General features: G+C 47.0%; 14 protein-coding genes. 4 read left to right on the top strand and 10 right to left on the bottom strand.

What is annotated here, in order from left to right; genetic code table 11:
- Window positions 1–2: 2 nt before the first annotated feature.
- Together hypD and BME93_03340 are read right to left on the bottom strand one after the other, a co-directional pair.
- Window positions 3–1,079: a hydrogenase formation protein HypD gene (gene hypD / locus BME93_03345; protein ID ATZ61156.2), complete on the bottom strand. Its 1,077-nt coding sequence runs from the start codon at window positions 1,077–1,079 to the stop codon at window positions 3–5.
- Window positions 1,076–1,336, bottom strand: coding sequence for a HypC/HybG/HupF family hydrogenase formation chaperone (locus tag BME93_03340; protein ATZ61155.2), 261 nt, complete (start codon window positions 1,334–1,336; stop codon window positions 1,076–1,078). Before BME93_03340 ends, hypD begins: the two co-directional genes overlap by 4 nt.
- A gap of 85 nt (window positions 1,337–1,421) precedes the next feature.
- Between BME93_03340 and hypF the strand changes: the two genes are divergently transcribed.
- The 3 genes from hypF to BME93_03325 all read left to right on the top strand — a co-directional run bounded on the left by hypF (window position 1,422) and on the right by BME93_03325 (window position 4,759).
- Entirely contained in the window at window positions 1,422–3,734 is a 2,313-nt protein-coding gene (hypF, locus tag BME93_03335) for a carbamoyltransferase HypF (GenBank protein ID ATZ61154.2), read from the top strand.
- A 133-nt stretch (window positions 3,735–3,867) separates the two neighbouring features.
- Window positions 3,868–4,392 (top strand): NYN domain-containing protein, encoded by a 525-nt coding sequence (locus tag BME93_03330; GenBank protein ID ATZ61153.2) that lies wholly within the window; start codon window positions 3,868–3,870, stop codon window positions 4,390–4,392.
- 124 nt (window positions 4,393–4,516) lie between these two features.
- On the top strand, window positions 4,517–4,759 hold the full coding sequence (locus BME93_03325) for a hypothetical protein (GenBank protein ID ATZ61152.2): 243 nt from the start codon (window positions 4,517–4,519) through the stop codon (window positions 4,757–4,759).
- Here the strand turns inward: BME93_03325 and BME93_03320 are convergent, their stop codons facing one another.
- From BME93_03320 to BME93_03300, 5 genes are all read right to left on the bottom strand, one after another.
- On the bottom strand, window positions 4,760–8,152 hold the full coding sequence (locus BME93_03320; GenBank protein ID ATZ61151.2) for a DNA polymerase II large subunit: 3,393 nt from the start codon (window positions 8,150–8,152) through the stop codon (window positions 4,760–4,762).
- A 226-nt stretch (window positions 8,153–8,378) separates the two neighbouring features.
- Entirely contained in the window at window positions 8,379–8,672 is a 294-nt protein-coding gene (locus tag BME93_03315) for a hypothetical protein (GenBank protein ATZ61150.2), read from the bottom strand.
- Window positions 8,653–8,811: a hypothetical protein gene (locus BME93_03310; GenBank protein ATZ61149.2), complete on the bottom strand. Its 159-nt coding sequence runs from the start codon at window positions 8,809–8,811 to the stop codon at window positions 8,653–8,655. Before BME93_03310 ends, BME93_03315 begins: the two co-directional genes overlap by 20 nt.
- Window positions 8,811–9,335 carry a nucleotidyltransferase domain-containing protein gene (locus tag BME93_03305; GenBank protein ATZ61148.2) on the bottom strand — a complete coding sequence of 175 codons (525 nt, stop codon included), beginning with the start codon at window positions 9,333–9,335 and terminating at the stop codon, window positions 8,811–8,813. Before BME93_03305 ends, BME93_03310 begins: the two co-directional genes overlap by 1 nt.
- Before the next feature lie 132 nt (window positions 9,336–9,467).
- Window positions 9,468–10,940, bottom strand: a complete 1,473-nt coding sequence (locus BME93_03300; GenBank protein ATZ61147.2) for a DNA-directed DNA polymerase II small subunit — start codon at window positions 10,938–10,940, stop codon at window positions 9,468–9,470.
- Between the two features lie 27 nt (window positions 10,941–10,967).
- Here BME93_03300 and BME93_03295 point away from each other — a divergent pair, with 27 nt between their 5' ends.
- Window positions 10,968–11,513 (top strand): signal peptidase I, encoded by a 546-nt coding sequence (locus BME93_03295; protein ATZ61146.2) that lies wholly within the window; start codon window positions 10,968–10,970, stop codon window positions 11,511–11,513.
- Here the strand turns inward: BME93_03295 and BME93_03290 are convergent.
- The 3 genes from BME93_03290 to BME93_03280 form a co-directional block, all read right to left on the bottom strand.
- Complete coding sequence (locus tag BME93_03290; GenBank protein ATZ61145.2) at window positions 11,503–12,771, bottom strand: ORC1-type DNA replication protein; 1,269 nt, start codon at window positions 12,769–12,771, stop codon at window positions 11,503–11,505. The genes BME93_03295 and BME93_03290 overlap by 11 nt on opposite strands.
- 1,157 nt (window positions 12,772–13,928) lie before the next feature.
- Window positions 13,929–14,198 carry a UPF0147 family protein gene (locus tag BME93_03285; protein ATZ61144.2) on the bottom strand — a complete coding sequence of 90 codons (270 nt, stop codon included), beginning with the start codon at window positions 14,196–14,198 and terminating at the stop codon, window positions 13,929–13,931.
- A gap of 399 nt (window positions 14,199–14,597) precedes the next feature.
- Entirely contained in the window at window positions 14,598–17,063 is a 2,466-nt protein-coding gene (locus BME93_03280) for a DEAD/DEAH box helicase (GenBank protein ID ATZ61143.2), read from the bottom strand.
- Window positions 17,064–17,125: the final 62 nt, after the last annotated feature.

Below are 17,125 nucleotides of genomic sequence, written 5' to 3'. Positions count from 1 at the left end.
TCTTACTCCACACCGTAACGTCCGTATTTCCACCAATTATGACAGGTTCCCTCTATCCCCACCATGCATGGCCCATATGGCTTCTCTGGGGTGCACGCCTTTCCGAATAACTCGCATTCCTCTGGTGTGGCCTTGGCAGTCAATATAAGTCCGCAACTACAGCCAGGAGGCAAATCCTGCACCTCGCCAACGTCGATGTCGTATTTCTCCCTCGCATCAAACTGGCAGAACTCCGATTTTATTGCCAGCCCAGAATTTGCGATTTCCCCTATGCCACGCCAGTATGCATCCGTCACGTCAAACACCCTGTTCATGAGCTTCTGAGCCCTTAGATTTCCTTGCTCGGTCACCACCCGCGCATATTCGTTTTCCACCTTTGACTGCCCTTTTCTCATCTGTTTCAACGTCATCAAAATGGCAAAAAGGATGTCCAATGGTTCGAATCCCGTAACTATGACAGGCATTCCCATTTCGGCAAATCGCTCATATGGTCTGGTTCCGATGATCGTCGAGACATGCCCCGGAGCTATGACTCCATCAAAATTCACATCGCCATCGCCTACAAGCGCATCCATGGCAGGCGGGACCAGTTTGTGAGAGCTCAAGATGCTAAAGTTTTCCGGCGGCTTATTAAAGATGGTAGCGGCATTCGACGGCGCAGTGGTCTCAAATCCGATCCCAAAAAAGACGACGTCGTTCTTCGTGTTGGATGCCATCCGCACCGCATCGTTTACGCTGTATGCAACCTTTACATCTGCGCCATCGGCTTTTGCCTCTGCCAGACTCATGTCGGAGCCTGGGACGCGCATCATGTCGCCATAGGTGACCAATGTTGCACCGCTTTTTGCGAGAAAAATCGCCTCATCGATGTCCTTTGCAGAGGTGACGCAGACAGGACATCCCGGTCCGCTCAATAATTCCAAGTTGGGGGGGAGAAGTGCCCGCAGCCCGTGCTTTGTGATCGTTTGCTCGTGCGTCCCGCAAACATGCATTATTCTTACGGCTTCATCTAACATCAACGAATGAATCAACCTGACGACCTTTTTTCCAAGAGCCCTATCCCTAAATTCCAGGCTCATGTTGACTTCCCCCGAAGCTCTTTTTCCATCGCATCTGCATATTCGTAGAATACCTTCAGGGTTTCCTCCGCTTCCTGTTGAGTCATGAGTTGAATGGCATATCCGACGTGCACCAGCACATAGTTACCGATATGGTCGCCGTCCAGCTCACCAAGAAGGTCCAATCGCACCTCTTGCTTAACTCCGCCGAAGTCGACGGTAGCTACTTTTTTGTCGGCACCTATCTCTATTATTTTACCAGGTATTGCAATACACATCGCATAACCTCACCCAGCAGGTTTATTTCCTGCCAATTTATCAACATATTGGCTTATTACTTATAAAATAATATGGTCGATGGATATGGGATGTAAAAGGCTCCACATTTATGGAATCGTCCAGGGCGTCGGATTTCGTCCATTTGTATACCGACTCGCTCACGAATGCGGATTGAAAGGATATGTTCTCAATTTCGGAAATGGTGTCGAGGTCCTTATAGAGGGAGATGAGGAGCAAATGGAGATATTCCTACACGACCTGAAAACGAAAAAGCCGCCACTTTCCAGAATAGATAGGATTGAGATTAAAACTGCGCCCAAAATAAATTTTAGCGATTTTACGATAAGAGAGAGTGAAAAGAGCAATAGAATCGAGTCCTCGATAATTCCTCCAGATGTCCACATCTGCGATGAGTGTCTCGGTGAGATGTTAGATTTGAATGACCGCAGATACCACCATCCATTCACGGTCTGTACCAACTGTGGCCCCAGGTACACGATGGTCTCCCATCTGCCCTATGACAGGCAGAATACGACTATGGTGGACTTTCCGCTTTGTAAATTGTGCAGCGAAGAATATGCCTCGCCGATGGATAGAAGGTATCATGCGCAACCGACTTGCTGTAGCGATTGCGGACCGAAAACGATGTTGTACGATGATGCAGGGGCGTTGGTCATAGAAAGCGACAGGAGTGATGCGATCGTCAGAACGGCAGAGCTTCTCGATGAAGGGGGGGTCATCGCTATCAAAGGAGTTGGCGGAATCCACATAGCAGTAAAGGTCACCGATGATGCCCCCCTGTTAAGATTGCGAAAGAGATTGGGAAGAGATGAACAACCATTCGCAGTGATGGCGAGGGATTTGCACACGGCAAAGGGGTTTGCCCTGGTCAACCAGACCGAAGAGCAGGTTCTGACCAGTTACAGACGGCCGATGGTCGTATTGGATAAGAGCGGTGAATATTATTTTTCAGAACTCGTCGCGCCTGGACTGCACAACATCGGCGTGATGTTGCCTTATACTGGCTTACATCATCTGTTGTTCAGAGCACTCAAAGAGCCGACGTGTGTGATGACCAGCGCAAACCTGCCAAGAAGACCGATGGTAAAGGACAATGCAGTGGCTTTTGAGAAGCTGAACGGAATCGTGGATTATTATCTGCTCCACAACAGAAGGATAGCGAATCGGGCCGATGACACTGTCGCGAGGGTCGTCTGTGGCAGAACAAAATTCATCAGAAGGTCACGCGGCTATGTCCCGGAACCAATCGTTCTGCCCTTCGTCCTGGAGAAGGATGCGCTTGGCGTTGGCGCAGAGTGGGATGTCACCATAAGCATCGTACATGACGATTGGGCATACCTGTCCCAGTACGTCGGAAACACGAGAGAGATAGAGACGCTTCAATACCACAACGAGGTGGTGGAGCACCTAAAACGATTGACTCGCATATCGCCAGACATATATGGTTGCGACCTTCATCCCCTGTTCAATACGACCCGTTATGCCATGGAGAATGCAAAGAGCGTAAAAGTGCAGCATCATCACGCACATCTCGTCTCACTTATGATAGATAATGGATTGTCCATAGACTCCGAAATCGTGGGCATCGCCGTCGACGGTGTTGGCTATGGTCCAGATGGCACCATCTGGGGAGGGGAGATAATAGTGGCAGGCTACGGTGATTTTACGCGATGTGCGAGCCTTGAAACCCAGCCAATGCCTGGCGGCGACCTCGCCGCACATTATCCATCACGCATGGCTCTGGGAATACTCAACAAGGTCCTGAGCGACGATGAGCTCGCAAAGGTAAAACTGCGATTCAAACATGAAAAAGAAAAACAGATCATCATCGAGCAGTTGAGGCAGGATGTCAACGTCATGCGCACGACGAGCACGGGGCGTGTCTTAGATGCGGTCTCCGCGCTCCTGGGCATAACATATTACAGGAGTTACGAAGGTGAGCCGGCGATGAAACTGGAGAGTGCTGCCAGAGGTGGAAAGGACGTGCTCGATATCCCGATAAGGTTCAAAACAGAAGATAGCAGAAGGGTGTTAGATACAACGCAGGTCCTATTGAGTGTATATGATGGCCTGGGCACTTACTCAAAATCAGACCTCGCATTTTCCACAGAAGACGCCATTGCAACCGGTCTTGCCGAGCTCGCCATAGACGTCGCCAAAAAGCAAAACATAGAGACGGTCGGAATCAGCGGCGGCGTTTCATATAATGCACATATTACCAGAAGGATATGGGAGCTGGTAGAAGAACGTGGTTTCGGATTTATCATGCACGACAGGATACCGAATGGTGATGGGGGGATTTCCCTCGGACAGGCGATCGTCGCGAGTTTGCGGAAGCATGTGCAAAGCCATTTCCTATGGAAAATATTTATATAGTTAAGACATATAGGTTATTTGCGTATAAACTCCCTATTCTTATCTAATAAGGATAGGTATATTAACACCGGAGGGTTAAAAATTATTAACCCTCCGTACTCTTAATTTATATTGTCGGATGTGTGAGTATTGGATGAAGCGGGTATATGTTTTCGTAGATGGTAACAATTTCTATCATGGATTGAAACATAATGTGGGTTTTACTGATATTGATTTTTACAAATTCGGTTTAAAACTTGCAAAATTAAAACCAAAACGTGAGTTAATAAGAGTTTACTATTATAACGCCCCACATAAACAAGATAGTAGCAAGCGTTACAAAGATCAACAAAGATTTTTTAATGCAGTGAAAAGGACACCATACACTGAATTGAAATTGGGTCGATTAGTACCACGTGGAAACACCTTTATCGAAAAAGGTGTTGACATCCAAATCGCCGTTGATATGGCAAGATTCGCTGTTAACAATGTATATGATGTTGGCATTTTAGTGTCTGGAGATGGTGATTTTGCCCCGGCAGTTGAGTTTGCAAAATCAACTTTTGGTAAACATATTGAGCATGCGTACTTTGCAACTGGAAAATCTCGTCACCTTCAAGATGTCTGTGACGATTTTATTCTATTGGACAAGGATTTGATGGAGAGGGTACGTACATAATATGTTGCACAAAAAGTCCAACATCTGCACAATAAGTCCTTCGAAAAAGGGACTTTATGTACAAAGCCGATAAATAAGAAAAAGACATATAACAGAACAATCAGATAATCTTTTAGGTGGTCTAATGAAAATCATGGGATTTGATATCGAAGATGAGCTAAAACTCTACTATCTGGCGCTGGCGCTTGGGTCGGTCGGAGTGTTGTGTGGCATTGTGTTCTTTGTGAGCCAGTCGATGGTCACGATGATGATAATGGGCGTTGGACTGTTCCTGATTGTACTTGGAGCATTGTCCCTCCTATACGCGATCCGCCTTGATTACAAGAAGACGGGGTCGATAAAAGAGGCGATCGGCCTAAGCAAATGATTACATAAAATCCACTATGCCCATTTGCTTTGACTTGTCGCTTTTGAAGAGGGATTGGATTTCGAGATCGATTAACTTCAATCGTTGCTTTGTATAATCTGAGACGTCATACTCCATCGCGATTTTATGCGAGACGTCCAGATATTTTTTAACCGCCCCTTCGTGCACCGTCAGAATTATCCGTCCACCGCATTTCGAGCAGGTACCACTGAGCGGGGGGCGCCTGAATTTTTTATTGCATTTGACGCATCGCACTTTTTGTTTCGAGAATGCGCGTAGGTTACCTATCAAATCCGGTAGAAAGTGCGAGCTGATGACGCGTTCTGCCACATCTCTGGCATCCACCGCCCTGATTTTTTTTGCCAGGATTAGTTGTGCCTCCAGTTTATCCCCCATCGTGTCAAGGGTCTTGTAGGCACTGTTGGCTGGACCGGCCGCTATGTTGGACGTATCGTGTGTGAAGTCGAATCCCTCATACTGTGCTGGTGTGCCGAGTCTTGCGCCGATTAAATCCATCTTGGATGCCATGTCCTTTGGGTCTGCGTATTTGCGGGTCGCTTCGTAAAATTCCAATGGATATTGGCCAACCACATCGATGTTATGTGCCTCGCTATCGATCTCGTTGGGGTCTATCCTCGTCGTGAGCACGAGCGGCGCGTCCATCTTGCCGCCGCGCTTGTCAGGCAAGTATGAACGGGAAAAGTTGAGCAACCCGTCCATGAGCAGCATAACGCAGTCCTCGTCGCCATCGCAGTTACGGCGCTTCGCTGCATGGAAGAATGGGTGCGCATACCCGGCAGATGCATCGCTAAATCCGAGCATTCTGCCAAGCACTCCTGCACTGGTATGTGGGGCAAGCCCTATGACGAGGTGTCCGACCAGGTCCTCTGTTGAGCTGGCGCGATAATATGGCCCCGCCCCATAATATTTTACCAGTAGGTCGTCCACGAAGTTGGCGGCGCGCAGTAAATACCTGGCAGCATCCTTGGAGAGTATTAGGTCTTGTGGTTTGAGTTCTATCATCTGGTTTTCATCGATGAGGGGGCTACCATGGCGGTCGACGTCATATCCAAGCTCTTTGAGCTTTTCTATGGGCACGCCAATCTCCCTTGGTTTAAAGTGGGTGAGGGGGAGGTCTGTCAGGTCATATCTAACGGTCCCATCCTTGAATACGGATACGTCGTGTTTTGCCCTGAGTATGCCCTTTTCCAATGGCTCTGGCGTCTTATTCTTGGATATCAACCCGAGCACGCCTTTGAATACGTTGGGATTGTCACGTTCGCCCAATCGTTTCAATGATTGAGAATAAAGTGTTTTGAGGTCGATTGTCTGCAATCGAATGCTGGTAGTGTCTTTATTGCAGCGCGGGCATGTTTCTCCGTCTCCAGTAGATATGTTGCAACGTGGACAAAACATAGTTGGTTGTGTAAATTCCCCACACTCACATCTGGTCTTGAACGTGGTTTTGTTACAATTGTGGCATTTTCTGACCCCTAATTCTACCTCAATCTCGCCGATTTTGTCGTTAAGTGATTTTGAATGGTTTGCCGCATCCTGGAGCGACCGAATTCTGCCCCCAGCATGGCCTATTGGGAATAAGACGTGTACCGAGGGGCGCATTTCCCGTCTTTTTGACTTCTCCGGACGGCCCATTCTACCGCCGATTCTGAACGGTGCGCGCTCCATAATCTGCACGCCGCTCAGTATTGAAACTGCATTTACAGTCGTTTTTGCGTCCAGTGGCGATGGGTGCAACCTGTTCAGCTCGGGCGTCAGACCGAGACATTTGATGAGTGGATATGGCTGCTCGATTATTATATTACCTTCACGAACTTTGTGCGGAATTAACAGCGTTTCCAGAAGTTCCTTTATCTTCGCATCCTGGGGGATTGTGAGAGCCCCGTCGTGTCTTCCTTTCTCTGAGATATAGCTCACCAGCAATTCCAGTTCTTGGATGGAGACGTCGTGCCAGAGATATGTGTATTTGGGATGCAGTGGTATGCCAAATTTTTCCGATAACTCGAACGCTGTTTCCGGGGACATGTCCCTCAAATCTTCCGGCGTGGTGGTTTTTGCCCCGAGTTCTTGTATCCACCACTCATAACAATATGATGCCGGAACGAGGGGGCGGCCGTTCTCCAAAAAATCTCCATAATTGATCAATATCTCCCCCACATCTATTATCTTTGAAACGTTTGGGCGGAGTTCATGTGCCTGCTCCACTGAATTGATTTGCAGAACGTCCCCGTTGATCAATCGAACCGTCGGCCCCTCTATAGAGTCTACTGGCAACATGCCTGCTGCCTTTCCAGGTCCCTCAATCTTCATCTGTGTGCCGGTGGCGATGAAGTCATCAAATAATATCATCGTGGCTGGATGTATGCCTGCTGTGGCAAAACCGGAATTACGCGATCGTCCGTATCGTAATCGAAATCCACCTGGCCGAGAGGGGTGTGAAAACACGGGCCTCCCTGCTATGATATCGTCCAGAAACCGCCCCTTCGGCTTCATTGTTTCGTCTTTCCGTTCCCCGGTCTCAGTACTTTTTATGCTTTTTGTAAGATCATCCAACCATTCCCAGCCATCAAGACCCAATTGGGACACGTACTTCTTGATCTTTGGCGCCTTTAATGCGAGACCTTCGGCGAGCACCAGTGCCATTCCGCCCCTGACCCTGTTGGTCTCAATTCGGTCCAGGTCTCTATATCCTGAGACTTCCGCTTCCTCCGTGGGTTCGCCGTCTATACAAATGGGACAGTTTTCGACGATTAGCCGAATCTCCTTCTCGGCGGGGGTGTACTGAAGATTTGCCACTTTTTCGTAAAGCAAAACCTCTTCAACATAGCGCTCGACCTCGTCCTTTCGTGGTTTGTAGGCGCCGATACCCATTTTTCGTCTCACGTAATCGGCGACAAGAACCGATATCGTTTGAGCGGTCCCTCCTGCGCTCCTAATCGGTCCTGCATAGTATATCCTCACATAATCCGTGCCATCATCATTTTTGCCCAGCCCCACTCGAGCGATTCCCTCGATGGGCGCTGCTACCACTCCCTCAGTAAGTATTGCAACCGCAGTTCTGATTGCGCCCTCCGCCACATCAATTTTTGATTTGAACGTGCCGATGCGCCCGTTCACAAAGTCCAGACCAATCTGAAATGCGGCCTCTTCTCTGGACATTTTTGGCTCCAGTTCCCTGATCCTCTGCGCTACGCCCGATATCTCAACCAGGGCCTCAACCCGGTCCGCCAGGTCTTTGGCTGGAGGAATCTCTGGATGCGGCGCTGGGTCTGCGCCCGCCTCTCTGGCCCTCTGAGCTATCCACATCGCCTGCTCCAGCCCGCTTTCCAGTGAGCTAAAATAAGATGCGATGCGCTCACTTGTGCTTACGTTCATGCTCTTTAGTATTGGTTGGCTGATTTGAAATATGTTGTGATTGGGTTGCGATGCTAAAATAGTGTAAACAGATGGTTGGTATACTTTCTTAAGGTGAGGTTACTGATTTACTCAAAATCCAAAAACCCAGTATAAAATCTACTGCAAAAACTAAGTTGCTCTTGTCTCCATAGTGATTAAGATAATTCTATCAATCAAGTTGGTGATTGTTAGAGTGAGATGTTTCCTATACGCTCTCTCTTTCAAACTTCTCCCTAATTTTAGGCAAGAATCTTTCCAAAAACACCAATGCCTCTCTACATTTAGATATAGAAATGAAGAAGGCACCGTATACACATCTGTTCCTTAGCTTCCTATATCTATCAAAAGAGGATGTGTCTGCTTCAGGAAAGTTATAGAACTTTTTCAGAAAAGCTATCAGTGCCTCATGGGAGTATGGTTTGTAGCCTCTCAGGGACATCAGAGCTTGGGATGCCTCTCTTAGGGACTCGTAGATATCCTCAAAGATAAATGATGGCATTGAGCTCGGTAATTTCCTGTTCTTTCACATATCTCAAGCGTTGTATCGCTTTATTCATCAGTGACTTGGCTTCTTCTTTATTAGGATGCTTTTTGGCTACTAGATTTTCGTTTAGGTAATATTGAAACTCTTGCAGCATCAGAACACCTTCAAGCACCCGTAGAGGACTATTCCGTTTACGATGTTATTCAAAAATTCCTTCTCGCATTTTTTCAGTTGAATCTCATGGACGTTTATTTTTCTTCTCAGAATGCGTTCAAACTTTTGGAGATCGAGCTCCTTGGCTTCATCTGTCACGATTCCTATATCGATATCACTTTTGCTCGTATCCTCTCCCATAGAGTAGCTACCGAAAAGTATGATCGTCTCTGGCTCTTGGTATTCTTTTCTCAGGAAATCGACCAGGCCACTTTCATAGAGGGAGTGAAGATTGTAAGTTCTCTTAAGCCAGACAAAGTTCTCCGTCTTAGAAGCCGACACGTCTTCAACCATTTTTTCCTTTTTTGATTCCAGCAGTCCATCTTTCTTTAGCTCTGCAACTATTTTCGATACCGAGGGTGGTGACAGGGGCACCAACCTGGCAATTTCTCTGATGTGGAATCTCTTCTCAGGATTTTGGAGGAACAACTCCAGGATCTTCCAAGTGTTATTTTTTCTTAACACGTGTTAATTTTAATTAACGCTTGTTATTTAAATTTAACGACTCAATCATGCCAGATAAGATTTGCTGTGATTGGTAGCCGATCTCATAAAGATCTGCGCGTGACTAAACGGCCTATTCGATGATGCTGTGGTCTACGTATAAAACTTCAAAACAGACGTCTCCAGCGTATTCAAATTGACAATGGGTGCGCATCCTGGAACTGGCTCTAAATTCATGCGCTTCTGGAACTCGGTCTGTGCTTGCCATGTGCCAGAGTTTACCAACGTGACGCCCCGATATTTCGACAGTCCCATGGTGTGCACATGTCCGCAGTGCAGCACGTCTGGTACGATGTCGATCACAAAATGGTCTCGCTTCTCAGGGGCTATGGAGACGCGACCACCATATATCGGAGATAGATGTCTCCTTTTGAGCATTTCAACCATGGCCACCTCTGGCGCCTTGTATGATAGCCCTGGCAGCGTTGCAACAAAATCGTCCAGGGCGCGTCCGTGATAGACGAGGATGCGGGTGCCATTCAATTCGATTAGCGAGGGGTTGCCCACGAAGGTCGTATTGGAGGATTTAAACATAGACGTTATTTGTTTAGGAAGTGCTGGCTGCGGCTCTGCCTGGCGGACCGCATCGTGATTTCCTGGAGCGATGATGACCCTGATACGCGATGGCACGCCCGCTAGATGTTCGGCGGCGAGTCGGTACTGCTCATAAATATCCAGGATGGCGAGCTCCCTCTCTTGATTTGGATAGATGCCAATGCCGTCCACCAGATCACCGGCAATCACCAGGTATTTAACGCGCTCTGCAAGCGTTTGTTGTTGGTCATTGCCGACATCGCCGTTTATCCAGCTTATGAACCTGGACCACGTCTCCTCTAAAAACATATTGCTGCCTATGTGCACATCTGAAATCAGGACGGCGTAAGTCGGTTCTCCTGTTTTCTGGTGCTTGTTGTTCTTTGCAGGTGCTTCGGGCCATATGATATTGTTTGCGATCAACAGCCCGCCATCATTTGTAAGCGAGCCTGTGATGCCGATGACCTCATCCAAAATAATCTGTTGAGATTTCTCAAATGCGTCCTTGTCTTTAAGAAAAAGTACGGACATCGTCCCAGTTGGGTCCTCTATTTCCACCAATCTGTGCCCGTTTGGGGTGACCCTGGTGCTGGATATCATCCCTATTATGGTGATGTCCTCTCGTCCGTTTATCTGCGTGCCCTTGTTAACGATCTCGATAGGTCTGGCGCTAACCCGTTTTCGGATTATTTCTCCCGACCTGGCATAACGGTCACGAAAATATTTGACGAACTCATCATAATTACCAATGCATGTTGAATCGTCCGTGACGTCGCTTAAAATCCTGACCTCTGGTGCAGTTGTTATGATTTGTTGTTTATCTGGCGCGATAATGCCTAGTTGCAATCCTTGTTGCACGTTTCTGATGTGCTCTGGGGCGATTACCAGCACCGATTCGTCTAATGATGCGAGTATGTCCTGTACCATACTTTTTGAGAACCCATTGTACTGCTCGATCATCTTAACCGCATCTGGATGTATTTGATATCCAGTTTCGGCGAATTTTTGGATAATTTCGTCCGTTGTGCCCATAGGACCAGTAGATATATTATACTAAGTGTGTATAAATTATGCGATAGAGGTAAAAAGATGGGTCGATCTTTTTTGAGCGGAGTGATAAAAGATTTGGTTTCTGCCGTGGCGATCGTGGGCATGGTAGCGCTGGTGGCGTATGCTTTGGCCGGAACGTGGCCCGCAATGGTCGCGGTCGAGTCCGGCAGTATGGTGCCAAACATACACATCGGCGATATCGTATTCATACAATGTCCAAGTCGCGTTGAAATCATGACATATCAAAGCGGCAGAGAGATAGGGCATAGAATATTTGGGGACTATGGTGACGTGATCGTGTTCAGGCCAAATGGGGACCGATATGAGACGCCAATCATCCATAGAGTAATGTATTGGGTGTATGCTGGTGGCCGAATGCCCAACGGAGAGGTTGCCCAGCACGCTGGCTATATCACGAGGGGAGATAATAACCCAGGTTACGACCAACCCCATCTAAGCCCAGTAAAACCAGAGTGGATAGTCGGCGTTGCGTGGGGGAGATTGCCATATCTGGGACATATTAGATTGGCTTTCGACGTGAATGTTACAACATAGTCTGCCCGACCGATGCGATACCGCCAAGTGGTTTTAATCTATAATCTTCAAGGATTATGGTTTTTGTCTGCTCCAGCTGAACGTTGACTGATATTTCTTTTGTCCGCCCATATCGGCCCCTGCTGACCACTGCTGTGTTTATTATACCCAGCATATCAAGTTCTGATATGATATCAGTAACCCTCCGTTGTGTCAAAATATCCATATCGATCTGGCGACATAGGCGTTTATAGTGGTTGTAGACTTCCCCGGTGCATAATTTCTTGGAGTTGTTTTTGTAGAGTGTGGCCATCCCATAGAGAATTAATTTAGATTGTGTTGGCAGTGTGCGCACAACTTCCACGACGCGGTCCCCTTCAATTTTGTCCCTAGCTTTTCTCACGTGTTCTTCCTCGACCTTATCCACATTCACGCGCTCTGCCAGTTCGCCGGAGGTGCGCAGGAGGTCGAGTGCGCGTCTGGCATCGCCGTGCTCCTGCGCTGCAAAGGCAGCACAAAGGGGGATTACCGACGGCTTGAGTGCGTCGTGCTTGAAAGCCATTCTCGACCTCTGCTCGAGGATATCTCTGAGTTGGTTGGCATCATATGGTGGAAATATTATCTCCTCCTCTCCCAGAGAAGATCTGACCCGCGGGTCCAGGAATTCTATGAAGTTAAGGTCGTTTGATATGCCGATTATGCTAACTTTAGCATTATTTAATTCAGAATTGACCCTTGTGAGATTGTATAATATCTCGTCGCCTTTTTTAACCAGTTTATCTACCTCATCCAGTATTATTATGAGGCTTCTGTTCTCGGTATCGATGCCGTTTTTAAATTCATCATACACCTGGTCAGTCGGCCATCCAGTTGGCGGAACGTCCTTTCCAAAAAGCCTTGCCAGATGGTAGAGCACACGATATTGGGTGTCGACCACCTCGCAGTTGATATATAGTGTCGAGCATGGCATCCCCTTCGTCTCACTCGTTTCCTCAAGCTCCTTTCCCACGTGTTTTACCACCGCCGTCTTGCCCGTCCCGGTCTTCCCATAGATGAGGATGTTTGACGGCGTTTCTCCTCTAAGCGCTGCAACGAGGACTCGTGCGATGTCGTCTATCTGGGCTTTTCGATGCGGCAGGTGGTCAGGAACGTACGTAGGACGTAGGACGTCTTTGTTTGTAAAAATTGCCCTGGCATCTAACAACTCCTCAAAAAAACCATTAAGCGCTTTGTTTTTTAGACAATTTTCCTGCAAGACCGTTCCACCAGAAATGTTCATTATGCTTCCAATGGAAGAATACCATATAATAATTTTTGGTCTACGCCCCACCATTTCCACTGGAGCGTGCGTCCCGATGTGATGGTTTTGTTTCTACAAATAATCAGTTGGTGTTGGTTGGTGGACATGTTGGTGTGCACCATCATCGAGATTTAATTGATATTTTCTGTTTCTATTGGAGAGTTGCACCTACCCCACTACTTCCACTGGAGTTGTCAAAATATATAATGGCTTAAATTATCGAATATCAAAATATATTGTTGTATCTTTATGCACCTTTTAATATATAAATGTTGTTATCATAAACCACAAGTTGTGTTAGTAGGTTGAGATAATATTGAGATAAAATCTTCCCCTGAGACCGCTTCCGTGTTTCTGCACCCATTTCCAGACAGAGATATGAGTTGTCTCCCCCTAATCTAAGACAAAGCATGTGCGGCCCTCCTGAAAGATAGACCGCTCGTATAGAGAAGTATTCCTAGGTCTATCATGCCCACAGGCGCTCTCTCCCTTCGATGAAGTCGAGGGAAAAACTATTAATAATCTCTCAATAATCTCTCTTAGTTCATTAATTTGCAAATACCACTCCCTCCGAGGGACATTCTTCCCATCATAAAAACTTTAAGTTAACAGTACCTTAATCTCAAACCGAGAGGTTGAAGTAAGACCCTACACGCCCTATATAACAGCACTCAAATCCATAACATACTCTATAACATACCCTACATAACATGACACATAGCATACATAACACTCAAGTGAACACATAAGCGGAGGGATAGTATATAATATAGGGTGGATGAAATTCATACTTCTTCATCTTCCTACCACCTCTTCTATAACATAAAAACCAAACACAAAAGGACAACTCTGATTAAAAGCGACCCCCAATTAAGACACTCCAATCGAAACAATGGGGTAGGGAGATAATACAAACGAGTCATATAAACAAAACATATAAATAAATCATACAAATAAATATATAAATTATACGGACTATAAACTAGTGCTGTTAACTTAAGCAGAAATGACGATTTCAAAACGCATAGCACCTACTTGTTTTACGTTTCAGGTAGTCCTTAAGTTAACACTACCTATAAAATAATAAATCATACAGATTGTAAGATAATTAACGAATAATTAATGAATCAATTACATCATCTATCGACAGAAATGGCCTCTAACTGACTGACGACGCCCCAGACCAATGTCCGCGTGTATAATGGAATATTGGGATCAGCACACATTTCATCCAACATCGCTATGGCAGATGCAACCCGGATCGGGGGCGACTCATCTACACCCAACAAACGAGCCTTAACACCCTCTGCAGCACGCCGTATGTTTCTGGGAACAGAACGGTCTTCCACAATGTGCTCCAGACTACCAATACATTGTTTTATTATTTTTTCTGAGTCAACCGACATAATACCACCACAACCACATATACCACATACCATATATTACATTATTCTGCTCCTTAGTATACACATATACTATGCACATATACTATGCACATATACTATGCACATATACTATGCACATATACTATGCACATATACTATGCACACAATATATCATAACATTACACATACCACATCCTAATTACTAATGTTGTTTTATCAATTTCCAAATTTAAATTCCATTAGATAACCACAATATGAACAGAAAGGTACCCCGTCCTCTTTTACGGTTACGTCTTTCAGATAACAATCACACCACATATATTTATTTTCTATTTCTTCCATTTTTATCCATCTCGACAAATTTATTTTAACATCGTTTTGGCAGGGTTACCCCCTTATAGACAACCCCCACAAGTAGAATCACTCCTTATATTCAGACTCTACGACCTCCCGTATTCTGGCAGCCGTTTTGGGACCTATGCCAAAAACCGCCATCAAGTCATCGTGGGATGCACTCATTACATTCTGGACGGAGCCAAAGTGGAGCAATAGGCGCCTGGCAATGACCGGTCCGATGTTAGATATGGACGATACCAAATATTCTTGTTGCTCTTTTAACGTCTGGGGCGTCCTTCCACCATGCAGGGTTGGCACCCGACCACCCCCTTCCTGCTCCTGTTTTGCGACGACATACAAAAACGCAGCAGTATCCCCCGCATCCTCTGTTGTGATGGTGGGGACACCAAAACCAACCACCACCGCTCCAAGCGCCCCCCGTATCGCATTTGGATGAATTCTGCGCCTTGTGTAGAGCTCGCCCCCCTCTATGACCAATATCGGGCGGTCAAAACACCTCCGCAAATCAGATAATTGACCGAAAAGATCACGCCCCCCATCTACAAGCGATGACAGAAAGTCCTCAGCGGTCTTCCTCTCAACACAAACACGATCGCTCAACACATAATCTCCAACCTCCAGCGTCTTTATCCCAATACTAGCGCCCAATCGTTCCAGTTCTTTTACGACGGCGGAGCGCATCTCGCGTTGGTCGACGAATACGCGAACACCACCAACCCTACCAGTACCAACAGCACCACCAGTACCAATAGCACCAGTACCATTAGCACTACCTGAAGCACCAATAGCACCAGTACCAGTACCATTAGCACTACCTGAAGCACCACCATCAACACCAAAACTACTCAACCGTCTCTGTGCCACCACCTCTGATGCACCTGCATCCAACGTACCCACAACATCCACATCTGTAGCACCTTGACCGACCCCATTCTTAACGCCCCCAAAGGTCCCACCCCAATCATCCTCAAAACCAACACCACCATTAACACCCTCAAAACGACTCTTCAACCCACGTATTTTTTTATACATATTCTTCTCCCCCCTCCTACTCATCCAGTAATATGCCTCGTCCCTCGTTCCCTTGGTTATGAGCACTACCACGCGCCCCCTTCCGCGCCTGCCAGTCCTCCCCCGTCGCTGAATACTCCTAATTTCAGATGGCACTGGCTCGTAGAACACCACAAGGTTTGTGGAGGGTATATCCAACCCCTCTTCTGCTACCGACGTCCCGACCAACACGTTATACACACCATCTTTAAAGTTCCGCAGGATCTCGACCTGTTTCCGTTGGCTCAGGCCACAATCTTTATATTTATTTGCCTGCCCGACAAATTTGATAGGTCGAACGCCCTTCAAACCGCCCAGCGATTCGGTGACCAATTCAGCGGTATCCCTGAAGTTCGTAAACACGATTATCCTGCTATCTTGATTTCTGCGCATCTGCTCTTCGACTATCTGCCTCACTATATCCAGCTTCGGGTGTTTTTCCTCATCACAGCCATTGGCCAAACCCATTGCCATTTTGATATCGGCGCACTCCACCAGCCGCCTTGCTGCCTTGCTGCCCCCCCTCGATTGCGCCTCATTTTGGAGCCTCTCAAAATACCTCTTGAGCGCAGAAATGCCTTGCGTCTCGATCATGTCCATGGCATGTTTAATTTTAAAAACCTCTGCCAGCAATGATATTGACCTATATGCTTGTGGCCGTGGCGCTCTTTTCAATTGATATTGAAGGTTACTCTGCAACTGAAGCAACTCACTCTTTGAGGGGTCTGCACGCTTTGAGCTGACGACGCCCAACCGCCTCAACTCATTCAACCTGTCGCGCAGTACGTGGTCGACCAACTCCCTTATGTCCCGAATCTCATCTGGAAGGTCGACATATATCCATTCGACATCTTTTTTATACGTATATGGTACCACATCCAGGTCAGATTCGGTTCTAACTTCGACGCCCCCGATGTTTAGATTTCGGCAAACCTCCTCAATCTGTGTATCTCCTCCCCCAGGCGATGCAGTTATACCGAGGACAAGCGGGCTCCGAGATTGTCCCATATGCTTCTCAGCAATATAGACGTATGAATAATTACCAACCGCCCTGTGAGCCTCGTCAAATACGATGAGAACGACGTCATCCAAACACACCCGCCCACACATCAAATCGTTCTCGATCACCTGCGGGGTTGAAATGACCACGGACCCGCCCGCCCACAACTCCGCCCTCTCCGCTGGAGACGTCTCACCAGTGAACATCAGGATGTTGTGGCTTGGTACGTTGAGCATAGATTTTAAAAAGGCAGCATGTTGCTCTACTAAGGGTTTCGTAGGAGCCAGCACAAGGACCCTGCCCCCATACTTCTCAAGTCTGGCGACCATCACTAACAGCGCAACGATCGTTTTACCCAGGCCAGTGGGCAGCACCACCAGTGAAGATCGGTTCAGCGCGGCGTTGGCGAGCGAGGACTGATACAACCGTTTTTCAACTACGTTTGGTTTTATCAGCGGATGCGATATATATTTGGTCATCTACTAAGAAATAGTGTGTAACCATAAATAAGTGCTATCGCTGTAGAAACACGTATGGGTAT

The sequence above is a fragment of the Methanosarcinales archaeon Met12 genome, assembly GCA_002813105.2.
Lineage (GTDB): Archaea > Halobacteriota > UBA148 > UBA148 > JAJOKI01 > JAJOKI01.
This window is presented reverse-complemented; position numbering and strand designations above follow the sequence as displayed.

What these genes read in the sequence shown, in the direction of transcription:
- hypD (ATZ61156.2), bottom strand. Translation starts at nt 1,079, where the DNA reads ATGAGCCTGGAATTTAGGGATAGGGCTCTTGGAAAAAAGGTCGTCAGG.
- BME93_03340 (ATZ61155.2), bottom strand. Translation starts at nt 1,336, where the DNA reads ATGTGTATTGCAATACCTGGTAAAATAATAGAGATAGGTGCCGACAAA.
- hypF (ATZ61154.2), top strand. Translation starts at nt 1,422, where the DNA reads ATGGGATGTAAAAGGCTCCACATTTATGGAATCGTCCAGGGCGTCGGA.
- BME93_03330 (ATZ61153.2), top strand. Translation starts at nt 3,868, where the DNA reads ATGAAGCGGGTATATGTTTTCGTAGATGGTAACAATTTCTATCATGGA.
- BME93_03325 (ATZ61152.2), top strand. Translation starts at nt 4,517, where the DNA reads ATGAAAATCATGGGATTTGATATCGAAGATGAGCTAAAACTCTACTAT.
- BME93_03320 (ATZ61151.2), bottom strand. Translation starts at nt 8,152, where the DNA reads ATGAACGTAAGCACAAGTGAGCGCATCGCATCTTATTTTAGCTCACTG.
- BME93_03315 (ATZ61150.2), bottom strand. Translation starts at nt 8,672, where the DNA reads ATGCCATCATTTATCTTTGAGGATATCTACGAGTCCCTAAGAGAGGCA.
- BME93_03310 (ATZ61149.2), bottom strand. Translation starts at nt 8,811, where the DNA reads ATGCTGCAAGAGTTTCAATATTACCTAAACGAAAATCTAGTAGCCAAA.
- BME93_03300 (ATZ61147.2), bottom strand. Translation starts at nt 10,940, where the DNA reads ATGGGCACAACGGACGAAATTATCCAAAAATTCGCCGAAACTGGATAT.
- BME93_03290 (ATZ61145.2), bottom strand. Translation starts at nt 12,771, where the DNA reads ATGAACATTTCTGGTGGAACGGTCTTGCAGGAAAATTGTCTAAAAAAC.
- BME93_03285 (ATZ61144.2), bottom strand. Translation starts at nt 14,198, where the DNA reads ATGTCGGTTGACTCAGAAAAAATAATAAAACAATGTATTGGTAGTCTG.
- BME93_03280 (ATZ61143.2), bottom strand. Translation starts at nt 17,063, where the DNA reads ATGACCAAATATATATCGCATCCGCTGATAAAACCAAACGTAGTTGAA.